Genomic DNA, 16,334 nt, shown 5'->3' with positions numbered 1-16,334 from the left:
TGTTCATCCTTTAAAGTATTTAATTAATTTTGGATAGATTGTAGTTGAATTGTTATTGGTACCTCCTTCCCTTGTTGTATGGATTTCAAGGCCCCACCAACTATTGCAAAGCTTTTTATATTATCCCCAATATGGGTAATTGGTTTTCTATTTTCTTTAATTGCTCGTACCATTTCATAGATGGAAAAAACTCGATCTTCATACGGCAATTGAACAAGTGGTAGTTGTCTAGTTGTCCCATCTTCCAATGTTAGGATAGGTAGATCGTCAATCAATTCGATAGTCCCTTTACTACCAACTAACTTAACTTCCCCATTCCAAGATGTTTCTTTACCTCGACTAACCCAACTACCGAAGTAATTAATTAATATATCATCTTCAAAACTAATAGTGGCGCTTGCTACAGCATTACCATCAAACCAGCTCCAAGATGGACGCAAACTTTTAGCGTAAATAGTTTTAGCCTCTTTACCTAAAATGTATCTAAGCATATCGAAATGATGAATACTCATATCTTCAATTAAAATTTCGCTATATTTATCACGCCATCCACCAAACCTTGTTGCTCTTCGAAAGTTCCATTCTCCATACTCCACAATCCCGATTTCTCCACTTTGTACACACTGTCTTACTGCTTCAATTTCAGGTCTCCAACGATAGTTTTGGCTAATCATAATATATTTTTCATACTTCTGTGATTCATGAAATAGTTTAATAGCCTCTTCAAAATTCTGGGTAATAGGTTTTTCCATAAAGACATATAATCCTGCTTCTAGTGCATCTAATGCCAGACTTTTATGTGTTTGTGGGGGAGTTATAATGACAACTGCATCAGCACTAACTTCTTTAAAAGCTTGTAAATGATCTTGGTAGAAAGCTATTTTTTCGTTATTAAGCTTTGTTTTAGCAATTTCAAGATTATCTTCAACGACATCTACAACTCCCACAAGTTCAAGTTCTTCAAAGGTGTCTAAGATTTCCAACCATGATTGTCCGAATCCACCAACACCTATCTGTATTACCCTAACTTTTTCCATCCCCTACACTCTCCTTATTTTTATTAAATCCCTTTACCTCCTTCTAATTTCAAGGAATTAGACAGGATTACAAAAGAATTACACTTATATCAAACCCGCCTAATGATTGCGTTTACATTATTCAAAAACTTCTAAATAGCAGTTTTGACATATTCTAACCAAGAATCTTCTTCAAATGATATACGTTAATCATTTTACAGATATCTCACCTAAATTTATCTTTTATCTAAATATATGATACCTTAAAATTAGCAAAGTAGTTACGTACATCATTTTTATCTCTAATGTATATAATATTTAGCATTTCCTTTTGTCACTATTTCTAATTTAACAATATTTTGTTCGGTATTAATCTTTTCTTCAAGCATTAAATGGTTGAAGACAATTCTGGTTATTAATTCCCCTTGGTAAATTGGGTCCTGACAAATTGTCGCTGAAATTACATCTTGTCTTATGTTTTGGTATATTTCTTTGTTAATATCATGACCAATTAAAATGGGTTTCTTTTTTAAGTCCATCTTTTTAATTCCCTTTGCAACCTCTGAAAGTGCACCACAAGCTACATATATTCCATCAACATTTTTTAAATCTTTTTCTAGGTTAGAAATCGACTTTTCAAAAGCGTAACGATTTAATTTAAGCGGCCCTACAAAATCTAATGTTGTCCTATTTGCCATATATTCTCGAAATCCAATTATTTTTTGTTGCATTTGAAATGTGCTCATTTCCTCCGTTATAACAGCAAACTTCTGTGGATTATTCGTAAAGATATCTAATAACTCTGCAGCTAGTCGACCTGAATCTAAATAATCTGCTCCTACAAAAAATAACCGCTTACTTGATGGAGAGTCATTGTTAAATGTATACACTGGAAAACCTTTGTCAACACCCTTATCTATTAAATTTGTAAAAGGTGTTGAATCTATAGGTGCAAAAACTAAGCCGTTATAGTCATCTGATTCAATAATATTTTCAACAATCTTCATTTGTTCCGCTACGCTATCAGGAGTTTTTATAATTTCGATATTAAATCCATAATGCTGAATATCTTTAAGTGCTCGATTTATTCCCATTTCAATCTCCTCCCAAAAATAATTTGGGTATTCAGGAAATACAAAAGCAACTAAAATATGTTTCCCTTTTGCTAAAAAACTAGCTGATTGATTGGGCTGATAGTTCATTTCTTTTGCTTTTTCTATTACTTTTTTTAATGTTTTCGGGCTTACACTCCCCCTATTATGAAGGGCTCTATCAACAGTTGATGTTGAGAGTCCTAGTTGATCTGCAATCATTTTAGCCGTTACCTTCATATCTTCACACCATACTTTATATACATATTTTAGTTAAATTTTTTTGCCTAATAACTTCATTAATTAATCACCAAAAATTGATTGACGTTAATCAATTTTCATTAATTTCAGTTTATTCTAGATACCTGTCTTTGTCAATACAAAAATTCAAAAAATTATTAATAATATAAGCGATTAGTGATTACTGCTGTTAAATCCTTTTTTTAACCTCTTTTACAATAGAACGTTCACAATATCACGGATCACTCTGATTGAAATATTTTGAGACTTTTCCATATTTGATACACCCCCCCAATTCTACACAGTCATAATTCTCCTACTCATTTCTACTTTCGGATACATCGCAGCAATATGTTCCAGCACATCAATTGCCTCTTCCCGTTTCACACCCGTTCCCCCTCTCTTCTCAATTCATCAAATAACGTTTCTGGTTTTTCCGATTTCTTACGCGTTTGGAATAAGACCGTGTTTTTAGCCTTTGGTCGTTTTATGTAATGTCGTAGATCCTGTCTGCTTTTTAGCCCCGCATCATTCCACTTTTCCAAGATTTTTTCTAAATAGCTAAAGGTCTTCCCACCTTTTTTCACTGCAAATTTAATAGCTTCCATCACAATCTCTTCGTCTAACTCGTCACACCAATCATGTAGGGATTTCATCACAATCGGAGGTAGACTACCAAAGTTTTGTTCGTATGTAACAAGCAATTTTTCTGACGCTATTCTTCTTCCTCTTCTTCTTCTCTCTCTTAAATCATCTATTAAGGGCAAGGTTTCAGTCGTCGATTGGGTAGGTAATTGGTACACAGATGGGTCAACTGAGTGGACCAATGAGTTCAGCTGATAAACCGGTGCACGTCCCTTCTTTCCCTTTTCATAGTGAATAAATCCCTTTTGAATAAGAGTCGCCCTCGCATTAATCAACCCCTGTTTCGATAGTCCCGTTAATTTCATCAATGTGGAATTGGGTACATTAAATTTACACTGACAGCCAACCTTATTCCATATGGTAAATAAGCTATACCATAATACAATTCCGCTGCTGGACATTTCGTTTAATAATAACCAATCCCGAAAAGCACTCATTTCTTTCCACATATTCATGTTTTTTTGCTTCCTTTCGTATTTTTATTTCGGGAGGTGCCTTGTACCTAGCACCTTCCCTATTACTTTCCTTGTTTCTGAATCCACTTCTCAATCACTTCCGGCAAAAATAAAATCTTGCTTCTAATTCGGAAATGTGGAATCTCTTGATCTCGAACTAAATCATAAATGGTATCGGAATGTAAACCTAGAAATGCAGCTACTTCCTTTACGGTCATCGTACGGCGTTCCATGATATCAACCTCCTTTCAATTGTATAATCGAAAGGAATTGGGTTGAGGGGGGATTGATTGGGTTATTTTTGGGGGATTTTTTTAAGCCAAGGAAGAATTTATTAGAAAAAGACCAGTGACCTACTATCCTAGAGTGTTAGCATGGTAGGCACTGATCCAGAATTTTTATTGTGATAATAATGAATCTCGGTAATATCGTCAATTTAGCTATGAGGTCATTCTCCTACCACGCTAACACTTTAAAGCGGGGGAACTGCCCCATAAGTCTAGATAACAGTTGATATAGTACTTAAGCAAATTGAATTACCAAATGAAGTTTTTCTTTTTAAGAATAATAATTTTGTTACTAATCTAAAGGAAATTCTTGAAGAATTAAATTTGCCAATTTATCTGTTCGATCATTGATATCTTCAATTGTCCAAGTTTTTTTATTTTCGATTGTTTCACCTTCACGGATAATTGACTCATTTATAAAAAGTTTTGTACGTAACCCAGTATATTCATCAGAATCACTAGGTTGGTAATCACGCTTATCTACGAAACTCTTGTCACTCATTTCCGTATTATATCCGGTGAGGGTTAGATTTCCTAATTTGTGCATATTCTCTTTTTGTAGGTTAGTTGCAAGATCAATATTTTCTGGTGAAATCATCTCTTTCCAACTATCTTTTAAATTAACATTTTGTGGAAGAATATGCTCGAGAGACCACACAGGTTTTCCGTTATTATTATACTTATCTAAAGTATCTTTATTTTGCTTATTGAAAAAATGGCCATAATTACGCTCGAGTTCAATCAAAACGAAGCGAACCGTTTGTGGTGAAATATCATAAACGGACCCCTTGAGTGCTGATAGAAATTCCTCGTCACTTGGACTAATTTGACCTAAAGTATCTTGCGTAACAGATAGACTAATATCATCTATTTTATCTTCTTTTTGAAGTAGACGAACAGTTTGAATGGCCTTAGAACGGATATTTGATGATTTGGGTTTAAGTACAATGTTTCTTCGTACATAGAAATTAACAAGATAGTTAAATACAGATTCAACAGTTTTTTCAGAAACATTCTCCAGATATAGCTCTTTCAGCAAATAAATCATTAGCGGATAAACAGGAGATGTTTCTAGTTTTGATAATTTAATAATCGCTGTTTTTAACCCTTTGCCATATTTAATATCTTCATCGTTTTTTATTTTAGGAATTATAGTAGAAAATATTTTAGCATGAATAATCAGTGTATCCATATAGCGATAACCATTATCTTTAAATAGATTTTCATATTTCCGTAAAGAGGCACGTTTAGTAATTGAAGAAGTACCTTCTCCCTCAAAAGCATCATAGTTATTTTGCAAGAATTGAGTTACCGCAGTTGAATTAGGTTCACCATCTTCATCTGAGAAAACACTAATTAATTTATTCCATTCTTGTAGAGCTTCTTTTTCAGAAAAATGACGAACAGCTTCACTTAGATAATAAGATTTCAATAAGTCAATTAGAGTTAATGGCAAGCCCTTTGCGTTTAAAGACGTAAATACAGAGAAAGCATCTGTTAGATCATTAACTGTAATTCTTAATAACTCAACATTGTTTAGTTTGTTGTAAAGTCCGTTTAATTTCGAGAATTCGTCAATACCATCATTATTTTCTTCTTTGTCTCCAATTAAATCTTGGATAAACCTATATCTTTTACCGAAAGTTCGATTCCCGAATTTTCCTTTTGGTTTCCCATCAAGAACTTGCAGATAGTTTTTAAAAATTTCTGCATCAGATTCAAGTAGTTTTAATCTTGGGTCACCTTCGCTCGTGCGTAGCTTGCGTTGGATATCAGCTTTCAATGCAAAAATCTGACCATATTCATTAGATTCGGTATATTTTTTTTCTATATTAGTTAGTTCTTCATGAATAGCTAGGAAGAAAAGAGCAATTGTAGTTAAACGTTGTTGGCCGTCGACCACATCGAACTCATGTGTATTAGGAATGCGTGTCACTAACAAGTTACCAATATAATAACCCGCTTCTTCATTTATAACATCGTTATAAAGTTCTTCAATATTGTTATTGTTCCAGGAATAATTACGCTGGTAAATAGGAATATTATAAATAGACTTTCCTTCTATAGGGAAAATTTCGGATATGGGTTTAGATTCTGGGTTAATATTCATAATAATTTATCCTCCTTAAAACTATTAGATCCCATACAAAATGATGAATTTGAAGAACTAATGTTGCTATTTTACTTACATTAGTTAACTTACAGTATAACTATTTAATGAATCTTTATTCGAAATAAGTATAAGATGATAAATCTCTAAGATCTCTATTTAATTTATTGCAGTTAGATAATAATATTTTAATAAAATCTACAAAATCCATTATATATTTAATAATGATATCTCTAAGTACTGAACTAATTTACTATACCATCCACAATATACTGATAAAGCTTATTCTCAACCGGCTTCTCCATCATCATATTCATATGAACAACCGGAATTTCTTTTCCTTTTTTATCAAGCATTTTATCTTGTTCAACGGTTCTTTTATCCGGATTAGCTTGTCCTAGATAGTAAAAACCACTTCCCTCATCATCATCTTTCTTAACAAAAATATGGATATCTATGTTTCTTTCTTCTGCGTTTATTATTTTTTGAACCTCTTCTGATTGTAAGGATCTATTACTTCTTGTATACCACTTTAATGTTTCTGGACTTAAAAATTCATCCCCATAGTCTACACTGGATTCTACTTCTACGTTTTTATGATATGTTACAAATATTGGACAAGTATCATGTTTAGGTTTATAACCATACATTGTCGAACTTTCATCCATTTTCCAGTTAAGTAGTTTACAAGCGTCTTTCCTTGTATATTTTGAATACAATGTAAGTGGTTGATTACACTGATATTTATTACTCTTTTCAATCCCACTTTTTACAATATCATTTACTAAATGATTAAAATAACTAGCCTGAAGACTTTGTTGTATTGAATCATTGAATGTATACTTATCATTATTCAAGATGATAAGTGGCTGATCGCCATACTTTTTCCTATCAGATTGTGTGAAAAACGTTAAGTCAAATATACGTCGAACGGAATCTAAAGTATCTATATCTACCGAACAACGCGATTCCATTAAATAATTTATATATTTAGAATGATCCAGCTCACCATGCTGAAGCAATAAATTCAACAACAATAACTCGTGTTTTCGTTTTCCATTCAATACTTCATTAGATAACATAGTTAAAACGCTAGTTTCATAAGGTGTTATTGGAGGTATTTCTTCCTTCATTTTAATTAAAAACTGATAATAGTTTTTATATTTATCTGCAATAACTAATGGGTCTATCGAATGATTTTCAATAAAATCATATAGGTCTGGAACTCTTCCAATTCTATTTCTCAATTCTGTATAGGCTTCTTTTAAGATCTTCAATGAAGTTAGGCTACTATTATTAATAGATTTAAATATTTGCTTTTTAGCTACTTCCTCAAAGTTAACGGTAGAAACACCTTTAATATAGCTAGTTTCAACCGTATGACGGCGTATATTATCCTTGTTTTGTGATTGATCCCCTGATAAGGCTACAGGAATTAAATAATTGTTTTTATAGTTTCCAATAAAATCAATAATCGTCACAAAATCCTTTGAACTATGTTTACGTAAGCCTCTTCCCAACTGCTGTATAAAAATAATACTGGATTGGGTTTGCCTTAACATTACTACTTGATTAATACTTGGTATGTCAATCCCTTCATTAAATATATCTACTGTTAAGATATAGTCTAAGGATCCATTCTCTAATCTTAATATTTGATGTGCCCTATCTTCTTGTGAATGATCACCTGTTAAGGCCACGGTACGAAGCCCTCTGTCATTTAAAGCATGGGATAATTTTACTGCTTCTTCCTTTCGACTGCAGAACATTAAGCCCCTAACTTGTTCTCCCGAGAAACCATAATAGTTAATTTTATCAATAATATGATTTATCCGTTCTTCTGTAACCAGCTTAGATAAAATGGTCGCATCATCGATTAATTCTCCATCATATTCCAAATCTGTTACTCCAAAATAATGAAATGGACAGAGCATATCCTCTTCAAGTGCTTCTTGTAAGCGAATTTCGTAGGCTATATTGTAACTAAATAACTCATATATATTGAAATCATCCGTACGTTCCGGTGTTGCTGTCATCCCCATTAAAAATTTTGGTTTAAAATAATTAATGACATTAAGATAGGATTTAGCACCTGCTTTATGTACTTCATCTATTAAAATATAATCAAATTCTTCAGGATCAAAACGATGTAATGTTTCTTGTTTGGAGATCGTTTGAATGGTTGCAAATAAATATTTTGCATCTTTCTGTTTACTAGAACCGGATAATATACCGAAATCTCTTTCTAAGCCACCTAAAATTCGTTGAAAGTCAGATTTCGCCTGATTTAAGATTTGTTCACGATGCACAATAAATAACATTCTTTTTGGGGCAAATCTTCTAACATCAAATGCCGATAGAAAAGTTTTTCCTGTACCAGTTGAGGAAATAACTAAACCCTTGCCCAGCCCCTTGGCCCTTACAGCCTCTATTTGTTTCAATGCTGCAATTTGCATTTTATTAGGCTTTATTTTCAAAGCCTCTTCCATTGGATTTAGGTTATAGTTTGATGGAAGTTCAAGTACTTTTTCTGCATTTTGATATTCAATTGGTGTATATTTCTCTTCATATTCTTTTATCCAACTATCACTTAAAGGCCTACTTTCATTCCAAATTTCCTCAAATTGATCTCTGAAATGTTGTACGATCTCACCATTCTCGTGTGATGTCAGCTTGACATTCCATTCATGATTTACTTTTAATGCTTGTGCCGTAAGATTAGAGCTCCCTACAATTAATGAATAAAAATCATCTTTTTCAAATATATATCCCTTCGAATGAAAGCCTTCTACCTCTGCAAGTTTAACTTCTACATTTGTTATTTTCATAAGTTCTTTAAATACTTTGGGTTGATTGAAATTTAAAAATGTAGACGTTAGAATTCGTCCTGAAACCCCTTTTCTCTTCAAATCTAGTAGATGAGATTTAAGAGTTGCAAGTCCACTTTCTGTAATAAAAGCTACAGAAAACAAAAATGTCTTACAATGATCCAATTCTTCAATGATAGATGTTAAAACGTTCTCATTCCTTTTATGATCATTCACAAGTAGTTTTGGGGAATATCTCCCATATTTGTTAATTTTCTTATCAATAAATCCTTTATGTAAAGATGTCTTTAATATTTCTACAAATTGCTCCATATGTACCACCATTCAATTAAACTTTATATCCTATTAGATTTAGAGTTCAGTTCAAAAAGCTATCCTTCTAAAAGATAGCCTAAAACGTATATTCCTTAGACAATTTTTCAATAGCTGGAATATCAGCCGGAGCCCAATCTAAAGTTGGAAGTTCATCAGGTTGTAACCACTTTATGTCAATATGCTCCGTTAAAACCGGAGTTCCTTCTTTAAGCTCACAAATAAAAGTTGTCAAATGAACAATTCCAAAATCATATTCATAAATCGTATGTTCTACTTTCTCCTTTACTAGAACCTTACATTTCATTTCTTCTTCAATTTCACGTCTTAATGCTTCTTCGGGTAGTTCTCCTTGTTCAATCTTTCCACCTGGAAACTCCCATTTATTTGCTAGGGATTTACTTGGTCCTCTTTGAGCACACAAAACTTTTCCATTTTCTACAATAACTGCACCCACTACATAAATATCTTTTTTCATTTAAAAATTCTCCCCTAAATATGTACTATATATATTTCTTATTATAACTAAACTAGTTATCTAATTCCCACTAAAAGAATTATTTTGATTTTCTATAAAAATTGTATATAAAAATAAAAACTACACCTCAAGAATTAAATTTCTACTCTTGAAGTGCAGTACATTCTTTATAGAAAATCCATCCCGAAACATTTTATCTCTATATAATTTAAATTTTTTCTTCACGTTCTTTATTTAATTTTCTGGCTTCTTTTAAATCAATTTTTGCTTTTTGACCATGTTTTTGCAAGAGGTGTAGTAAATTATTTCCATTCAATAAGGTAAGTGGTTTATCTTTTGCAAAATTATACGCATCCGGACCATAATCCGCGGTAGAAACTAAAAGCCCTTTAGTAGCTCCCTCATTCATTACAGTACCGTATAAATCTCGTACTGCTGAAACTCCAACCACATTGGTATATCTTTTTGCTTGGATAACAATTTTTCCTCCACGTATTGGGTCAGGATCGAATGCAATTGCATCGACACCGCCATCTCTACTTGCCCTTGTAATTTTAACCTCGCCACCGGATTGATTAAATTCCTTTTCGAATAATTCCCTGATTAAATGTTCAAAGTCCTGCCAATCCATTGCTGCTAAATTTTGTGACTCATCTAATGAATCAGTTACATCATATGAAGAAACAAATCTCGGATCATCACGATTAATTTTAATAATAGGGGCAATCGGAGTTAAAGTGTTTAATTTACTGCTTCCTACACCCTTCAGATTTTTAAAACATAATTTTGGTTCCACTTGAGATAGATTTATTTCTAAAAATTCTTCCTTTAATACTTGGATTGATAGAATACACGAATTAACCTCTTTTCCTAGAGCAGGATCAATGGATTCAACCCAACCATTAAATACAATAGCTTGTAGATAATTATGAACATCTGCTTCAAATAGTTCGTGTAAAGAACGTAAGGTAATTTGATAAAGTAAATTATCATACATTTTATTGAATGCGGCTGCCGACAGATGAGATTCTTTAAATTCATCTCTAGTTTGGATATATTTTACTTCCTTAACTTTAGGTAAAACATCTGGAGATGGAAATGAATAGTCGACAATTAATAACTTAGTTTCCGGATTATAATCTATATCATACTCCTGTGGAAAATAATTCGGATAAATTGAATTAGATAAAACCATGTCACAATAATCAACTATAGCAGCTGGTTTTCCAGTATCGTAATTACTCTTTTGATTATCTATCGCTAAGTTTTTCGATTTTTGTTCTTCTTTAAACTCTTTTTCCGCTTTTAACCACTTATTAAGGATTTCATCATATTCATCCTTATTTTTTTCATTTATGTTTTTTATTTCTTCAACTTTCTTTTCCCAATTTTCTAGATCATTATTGTATTTATCTTTCAATTCAAGTACTTTTTTTTCCTTTCTTGATGTAAAAATATGATCTAATAATCCTAATTGGGGCTGATATTCAATATCGGTTTCATTAGGCTTTACAGGTAATTCAATTTCTTCTATTGGATTCGGTTTTGGTTCTTTATATTCGGACTTATCTTTTATTTTCTCCCAATCAATTGCATCATTTATGTTTAAGGTAAAATTCAGTATATTTTCTAATTTATTTAATTCCTGTGAAGCTTCGGTAGTTAGTTGAAGTGCTAAAGACTTTTTTTCCTCCTTTTCCTTCGCTGCAGCTTCACGAATTTCTTCTTTTCTTTCAGCTTCCTGTTTTTTTTCCCACATTTCATCCCATTGTTGTTCTTGATATATTGCCTTTTGTCTTACTACATAAGGATCGGAACCTTTTATGACCCTATATTTGTTTAAACCATCATGTTTAATCTCTACCTGGTACATTTGTCTCGCCACTTTTATCCTCCTAAATCAGTAATATTCTACTTACTCCTCTACATTTTACTAGTTCTTTATATCTATATTATCAATTAACTCAGCTTATATCATTTACATTTTATTCCCAATAACTATATATAGAACAATTACCACCCTTGCACAAGATAGTTAAGTTTAAATCATATTTTCGTAATATAATTCTGATAGGTTATGAAAAAGCAAATATTTAAGACCACCGAATAATAGGGTAACTAAACACCCGATAAAAAGCTCAAATTTTTGAGTGTTAAAAATGATATATAAGGTTAGCTTCCAGCCACGCTAATACTTTAACGCGGGAGGGAACTGCCCTTTTTTTCTTGCTTTTAATAACCCAATAATAATAAATAAGTATTTCTTAGACTAGAATACTATTATAGACAAAATTTCTTGACCTTAATGGCAGAAGACAAATTCCTGAACATCTTAACCTTTTTCGCGGGTTTACTGATTGTATGTCACCTACCAAGAAGAATTCCTACGTCCTAAGAATAATAAGTAGAGGATTAAAACCTCCCACACATTTGAAACTTCACTTTATTAAAGGCTACTAATCAAACTTTTAACCCTTTTCCCTCTTCCATCACTTCTACCCCATAATACTTCCTCAAATAACTATCCACCATCCCTTCCACTTCCTCCATTGAAAGCATATCCAAGATCATGGCACCTCCAACAACATTTAAATACTTATTCGCCTGCACAAAATGATCACGTTTGATGGATATTCCGCTGTTCTGCCATCTTTTCAAAGTTCTCAAGATACCTTTTGTAATATTCGGATTGGAAGTCAAATTACTTGCAAAAAATACGACACTTCTTGCTGAGAAATCCTTTTCACAGAAGAAGTCTGTTAACCAATATGGATTTTCTCTGTTCGATTCATCATAAGTCATGTAACCTACCCACCATAGACGGGCTATGATATGCACAAATAATGACCGTTTTTTACCGTTTTTAAAAAACACCGCAGTATTAATCCGTTTGTCATTCTTATTCTGTAATTCTTTCTTCAATCTGTAGTAGGTAAAATCTCTAAACTGCAAATGCGCAAGACCGGACCACAATCTTTCTTGGGTTGCTTGTGAAACATTTAAATCTTTCAGGGCATTATAAATAAGCTTCACGTTTTCTCTATCACTAATCGCATAGTCCTCATTGTAATTAAGCTCAGGCATATCGAACTCTATTTTTGACTCTATTACTCTACCGGATTCCTTGAAGTAATCATCAAACCACTGATTGTCCTTGTTATAATAGTTTTCTTTATATGCATTATAATTTGTCCGTAAATCCATTAATGTTTCATCGGATACAAATTCTAGTTTCATCGAATTTTAATCCTCCATCTTGTTGATTTTTTCAATTTCTTCAAAAGTCGTTCTCAACGGCTTTCTTAAAACCATTTGTGCTGCCTTAAGAGCCGATAAAGAGTCGCTTCCAACATCTTCTATACGGTAATTATTCTCATCAAATATATTCTTCAGAACCTGATACCAGGTATATTCCTCTATATCTTCCTGGCCGTCCTTGATTTTGGTAAAAACATATACCAAACTTGGCAGGATAACATTAGATAGAATGGTATTCTTTAGGTTCGATTTTGCATTTAACGCATATTGATTATATTCATACTCTGGCAATGAAATCGTAATAATATCTGATGCGATATCAACTTCCATAAATTCATTTTTAAGAGATTTAGTTACCTTTGCAATAGAAGGTAAATTCAGCATTTCCATGTTATCTTCAAACATTGTTGTTTCAATAGCATCTCCTATGGCAAGTATATTCCCTTTTTCAAACGTAATAGGTATATCTTGATACCATTCACTTAGACTATCATTGGTATAATTTTCCATTCTTTTATTAGCAATGATAAAGGAATGCAATTCAATTTTTCCACGTAGTTCTTCAACAGGAATAGATACTTCCAAGTTCTTCGTAAACGAACGATACACTTTTCTGAAACTAGCCTGAGCACATTCTACATGGATTACATAAATACATGCTTCCTCTTCTATTAGTCTTTGAATCTCTTCATTATCTAAATGAAATTGGGCATGAATTTTTATTTCACCAAATGAGTGATGGACATCGAAATTCACGTGAAAACTTGAATTAATATAATCCTCGTTATTCATATATAGAACAGGGTACGGATAAGATGTATTAATTCTCATAGAGTTCCACCTCCAATACACAATAGTCCGGGTAGTCAATATCAACATCAAGCATAAACCGCTTGTTCTTTTTCAATGAATTTAAATAGACCATATTGGATGTGTGTTTTTCAACAGTCACATTAGCATCATTTGTGATTGCTTGTTTTATTGGTAAATCATAATTACTTTGCTCTCCCATTACACGAAACACCAATCGAGCCCTTGAAAGTGTTTTTTGTGCTGAAATGATAAAGCGATATTTACCGTTGGCCTTATCGATACACACATATTTTTGGTTCATTTCAATCGGATATTTACTCGGTTTTCTTTGCCGTTTTTTATCTTTTTCTCCGTCTTCATTTGGATTTAGTTCATTATCTCCACCAGGATTACCGGTTCCGCCACCTGCATTTCCACCATCAGTCGTAGTTTCACCATTACTCCCACCTTCGTTACCAGAAGGAGTAATGCCGTATTCACCAGCTAATTGCTCCTCAACATCTTCTATCTCCATCCCCTTATTACGTCTAGAGGTTGTTTTTGATTCCTGTTTCTTTTCCTTTTTGATAATTTGTTTAATAGAAGAATTTAATGATTCCGTTTTATTCGTAGATTGACCAGAGTCTAAGTTTGCATTTGGTAAAAAATCGCTTAATCCTACTGCATCCATTTCGTCTGTAATCTGTTCTTGAAACTTTTCTTTTACAGTATCACGAATAAATTTCCGTAATTCAGTATAAATTTCCTTTGCTAATTTTGGATCCTTTTCATAACGACTTTCTGACCATTCGTTATGCGCGGGGTTTTCCATTTGTTTAAAAATATTGTTCATGTTGGCTCCTGTAATCATCAAAATTCCGGTAAATGAAATACTCCCGCTAATATTCTTTTGCTCAAATATACGCATTCCAGTTTTTCTGGTCATCAGTACTCTTCTATTCAAGTCTTCTCCATTCATTAGAAGTAGTTCCGCTTCTCCTTCTTCAAATTGGATTCCCTGTTTATATTTTTTGGCTGGATAAGGAATGACAATTGTTTTACTTGAGGTTAATAGCTGAAAATAATTCTTTAATTCTTGGTTTTCTTTCGTATCCTCTAATTCACCAATTAATTGTCCTATATTGTGATCATTTATTTCCATATCATTAACTTTCACTACTAATTTCTTCTGGAAAACCGTAATGAAAAAGTTATATAGGATAGATTTTATAATTTCATTTTCCCAATCCTGCTCCTTAGGATGAAAGGCTGAAACATAAATGTCCGTTCCCGTTTCCTTTCTATGGAACGTGTCATCTAATAATAATTGTCCAGGTATCGCAGTTGAATTCTCATTATCTGTAAAATAACCATTGCCTAGTGTAATATGGTCATGATCTTTTCTAAATGACATAATATTAGCCACGCCAATATGAGATGTATAATTGGTTATATCATACGAGGAGTAAAATAAAGTTCTTAGGTTTGAATTTAAAAAGGGAGCTGATTTTCCAATTCCAAAGCTCCCACCAGAACTATCCTCTTTATTGGAAGAACCAGCTTCTTTTATCAATGAAGACCAAGGTGATCCAAGCTTTCCATCCTTAGCACCTTCCAGTCCCTTAGTATTAAAGTCACTAATACGTAAAAATCTCATTTCACTCTGGTTCAAAATCATTAGGGCTTCCTCAATGAAATCCTCACTCTTCTTATTATGGCCTCGCCATGTTCGTTCACATAATTCGAAGACGTTTAATAGCTCATCTTTATTTGGAAATTTATTCGTATCCACTTGAAAACTTTTAAATTCAACCACAACCGGTTTCGATTTATCCTTTACCGCATCTAACGAATTTTGACATATTTCTCTTGTTAATGAATCAAGTGCGTTTCCTCTAAAGGTTTCCAATCCGGCATTGTTAATGGAATTAATCAATCCACCAGTTGCAGCTGGAAAATTCCAGTATGTTGTCATTTGTATCCCCCTGTTGAAAATGTAAATAACATTTAATCTTATGTATGATGTAAAGAATATTTACTAGTATAATAGTACCATAATAAATCCTAGTTGAGTTTCCAAAAAGCAGGATAAAAATTCCACATAAAGATAACAATGATTATTATAGAAAAGAATATAATCAAGAAAAAAATAGAAAAGTTATTACATAAAATGGAACCTAAAAACAATATCTTTTAGAAAGGAAAATACAATGAATGCTTTAAATAATATTACCTTGCCAAATTATATGGATGAAAAGACAGGTTTACTTTATGTACGAGCTCACGATAGTGAAAAAATCCGCCAGAGTTGGAAGATTGATAAGAGTAGAATTCTTATTTTTGAAAGGATATGGAGCAATATATCGAAGCAATCAGGAATATCGGGTGGATTAATGCTACGGAATATATTGTTAGGCAGAGTGAGGGAATGATTAAATTTGGTTTTCCGTTTAGGCAAGAAGTTTATTAAAATAACACTTATTTAAATAACGCATTAGGTATTAAGGTTCAATAAAAAAGATAGTTAAATTATAACAGTTTTTTTATAAACAAGAGAATATTCCTAGCCATTACTGATCTTTTTAACAACCACTACAAAAATCATCCAATTTTCATCTTTAATTGGTGGATTTTAAACACTAAATTGATTATTTTTCTGTTCACTTTTTTACAGTTTGGCCCTCAACTTGAACCACAATTTGGACCAAAGTACGGACTGATAAAAGAACCACAAAATGAACCGCTGCACGAACCACAATGTGGCCCCATTATATAAACTAAACGAAACGAAACAAAATATATATATTATTGTTGATAGGGAT

Annotated in this window: 11 protein-coding genes; all 11 read right to left on the bottom strand. The window is 32.5% G+C overall.

Annotated features, from left to right (window positions below; translation table 11 throughout):
* Positions 1-23: 23 nt before the first annotated feature.
* Positions 24-1,037 (bottom strand): Gfo/Idh/MocA family protein, encoded by a 1,014-nt coding sequence (locus KM885_RS10205; RefSeq protein WP_216883915.1) that lies wholly within the window; start codon positions 1,035-1,037, stop codon positions 24-26.
* Between the two features lie 281 nt (positions 1,038-1,318).
* The gene (locus KM885_RS10200) at positions 1,319-2,347 is read right to left on the bottom strand and encodes a LacI family DNA-binding transcriptional regulator (protein WP_216883914.1); all 1,029 of its coding nucleotides are present in this window, start codon (positions 2,345-2,347) and stop codon (positions 1,319-1,321) included.
* A 383-nt stretch (positions 2,348-2,730) separates the two neighbouring features.
* Positions 2,731-3,447, bottom strand: a complete 717-nt coding sequence (locus tag KM885_RS10195) for a DnaD domain protein (RefSeq protein ID WP_216883912.1) — start codon at positions 3,445-3,447, stop codon at positions 2,731-2,733.
* Between the two features lie 62 nt (positions 3,448-3,509).
* The gene (locus KM885_RS10190; protein ID WP_216883910.1) at positions 3,510-3,680 is read right to left on the bottom strand and encodes a helix-turn-helix domain-containing protein; all 171 of its coding nucleotides are present in this window, start codon (positions 3,678-3,680) and stop codon (positions 3,510-3,512) included.
* Between the two features lie 346 nt (positions 3,681-4,026).
* Positions 4,027-5,844: a DUF262 domain-containing protein gene (locus tag KM885_RS10185; RefSeq protein ID WP_216883908.1), complete on the bottom strand. Its 1,818-nt coding sequence runs from the start codon at positions 5,842-5,844 to the stop codon at positions 4,027-4,029.
* A 245-nt stretch (positions 5,845-6,089) separates the two neighbouring features.
* Positions 6,090-8,984 carry a DEAD/DEAH box helicase gene (locus tag KM885_RS10180; protein ID WP_216883906.1) on the bottom strand — a complete coding sequence of 965 codons (2,895 nt, stop codon included), beginning with the start codon at positions 8,982-8,984 and terminating at the stop codon, positions 6,090-6,092.
* Between the two features lie 79 nt (positions 8,985-9,063).
* The gene (locus KM885_RS10175; RefSeq protein WP_216883904.1) at positions 9,064-9,462 is read right to left on the bottom strand and encodes a (deoxy)nucleoside triphosphate pyrophosphohydrolase; all 399 of its coding nucleotides are present in this window, start codon (positions 9,460-9,462) and stop codon (positions 9,064-9,066) included.
* A gap of 208 nt (positions 9,463-9,670) precedes the next feature.
* Positions 9,671-11,347 (bottom strand): restriction endonuclease, encoded by a 1,677-nt coding sequence (locus KM885_RS18190; protein ID WP_216883902.1) that lies wholly within the window; start codon positions 11,345-11,347, stop codon positions 9,671-9,673.
* Positions 11,348-11,922: 575 nt separating this feature from the next.
* Positions 11,923-12,699, bottom strand: coding sequence for a DUF6339 family protein (locus tag KM885_RS17895; protein ID WP_244986979.1), 777 nt, complete (start codon positions 12,697-12,699; stop codon positions 11,923-11,925).
* Positions 12,700-12,705: 6 nt separating this feature from the next.
* A complete protein-coding gene (locus tag KM885_RS10160; RefSeq protein WP_068672178.1) occupies positions 12,706-13,551 on the bottom strand; it encodes a hypothetical protein in 846 nt (281 codons plus the stop codon).
* Positions 13,541-15,487 (bottom strand): hypothetical protein, encoded by a 1,947-nt coding sequence (locus tag KM885_RS10155; protein ID WP_068672179.1) that lies wholly within the window; start codon positions 15,485-15,487, stop codon positions 13,541-13,543. The genes KM885_RS10160 and KM885_RS10155 overlap by 11 nt, the downstream gene beginning before the upstream one ends.
* Between the last annotated feature and the right edge of the window lie 847 nt (positions 15,488-16,334).

The sequence above is a fragment of the Oceanobacillus caeni genome (assembly GCF_019037185.1).
In the GTDB taxonomy this organism is placed as follows: domain Bacteria; phylum Bacillota; class Bacilli; order Bacillales; family Amphibacillaceae; genus Oceanobacillus; species Oceanobacillus caeni.
The sequence above is the reverse complement of the archived record's forward strand: the minus strand, read 5'-3'. Positions and strand labels throughout refer to the sequence as shown.

Bases quoted from the DNA above. Each gene is read 5' to 3' on its own strand.
- KM885_RS10190 (WP_216883910.1), bottom strand. From the start codon at position 3,680: ATGGAACGCCGTACGATGACCGTAAAGGAAGTAGCTGCATTTCTAGGT.
- KM885_RS10185 (WP_216883908.1), bottom strand. From the start codon at position 5,844: ATGAATATTAACCCAGAATCTAAACCCATATCCGAAATTTTCCCTATA.
- KM885_RS10175 (WP_216883904.1), bottom strand. From the start codon at position 9,462: ATGAAAAAAGATATTTATGTAGTGGGTGCAGTTATTGTAGAAAATGGA.
- KM885_RS10195 (WP_216883912.1), bottom strand. From the start codon at position 3,447: ATGAATATGTGGAAAGAAATGAGTGCTTTTCGGGATTGGTTATTATTA.
- KM885_RS10160 (WP_068672178.1), bottom strand. From the start codon at position 13,551: ATGAGAATTAATACATCTTATCCGTACCCTGTTCTATATATGAATAAC.
- KM885_RS17895 (WP_244986979.1), bottom strand. From the start codon at position 12,699: ATGAAACTAGAATTTGTATCCGATGAAACATTAATGGATTTACGGACA.
- KM885_RS10180 (WP_216883906.1), bottom strand. From the start codon at position 8,984: ATGGAGCAATTTGTAGAAATATTAAAGACATCTTTACATAAAGGATTT.
- KM885_RS10205 (WP_216883915.1), bottom strand. From the start codon at position 1,037: ATGGAAAAAGTTAGGGTAATACAGATAGGTGTTGGTGGATTCGGACAA.
- KM885_RS10200 (WP_216883914.1), bottom strand. From the start codon at position 2,347: ATGAAGGTAACGGCTAAAATGATTGCAGATCAACTAGGACTCTCAACA.
- KM885_RS10155 (WP_068672179.1), bottom strand. From the start codon at position 15,487: ATGACAACATACTGGAATTTTCCAGCTGCAACTGGTGGATTGATTAAT.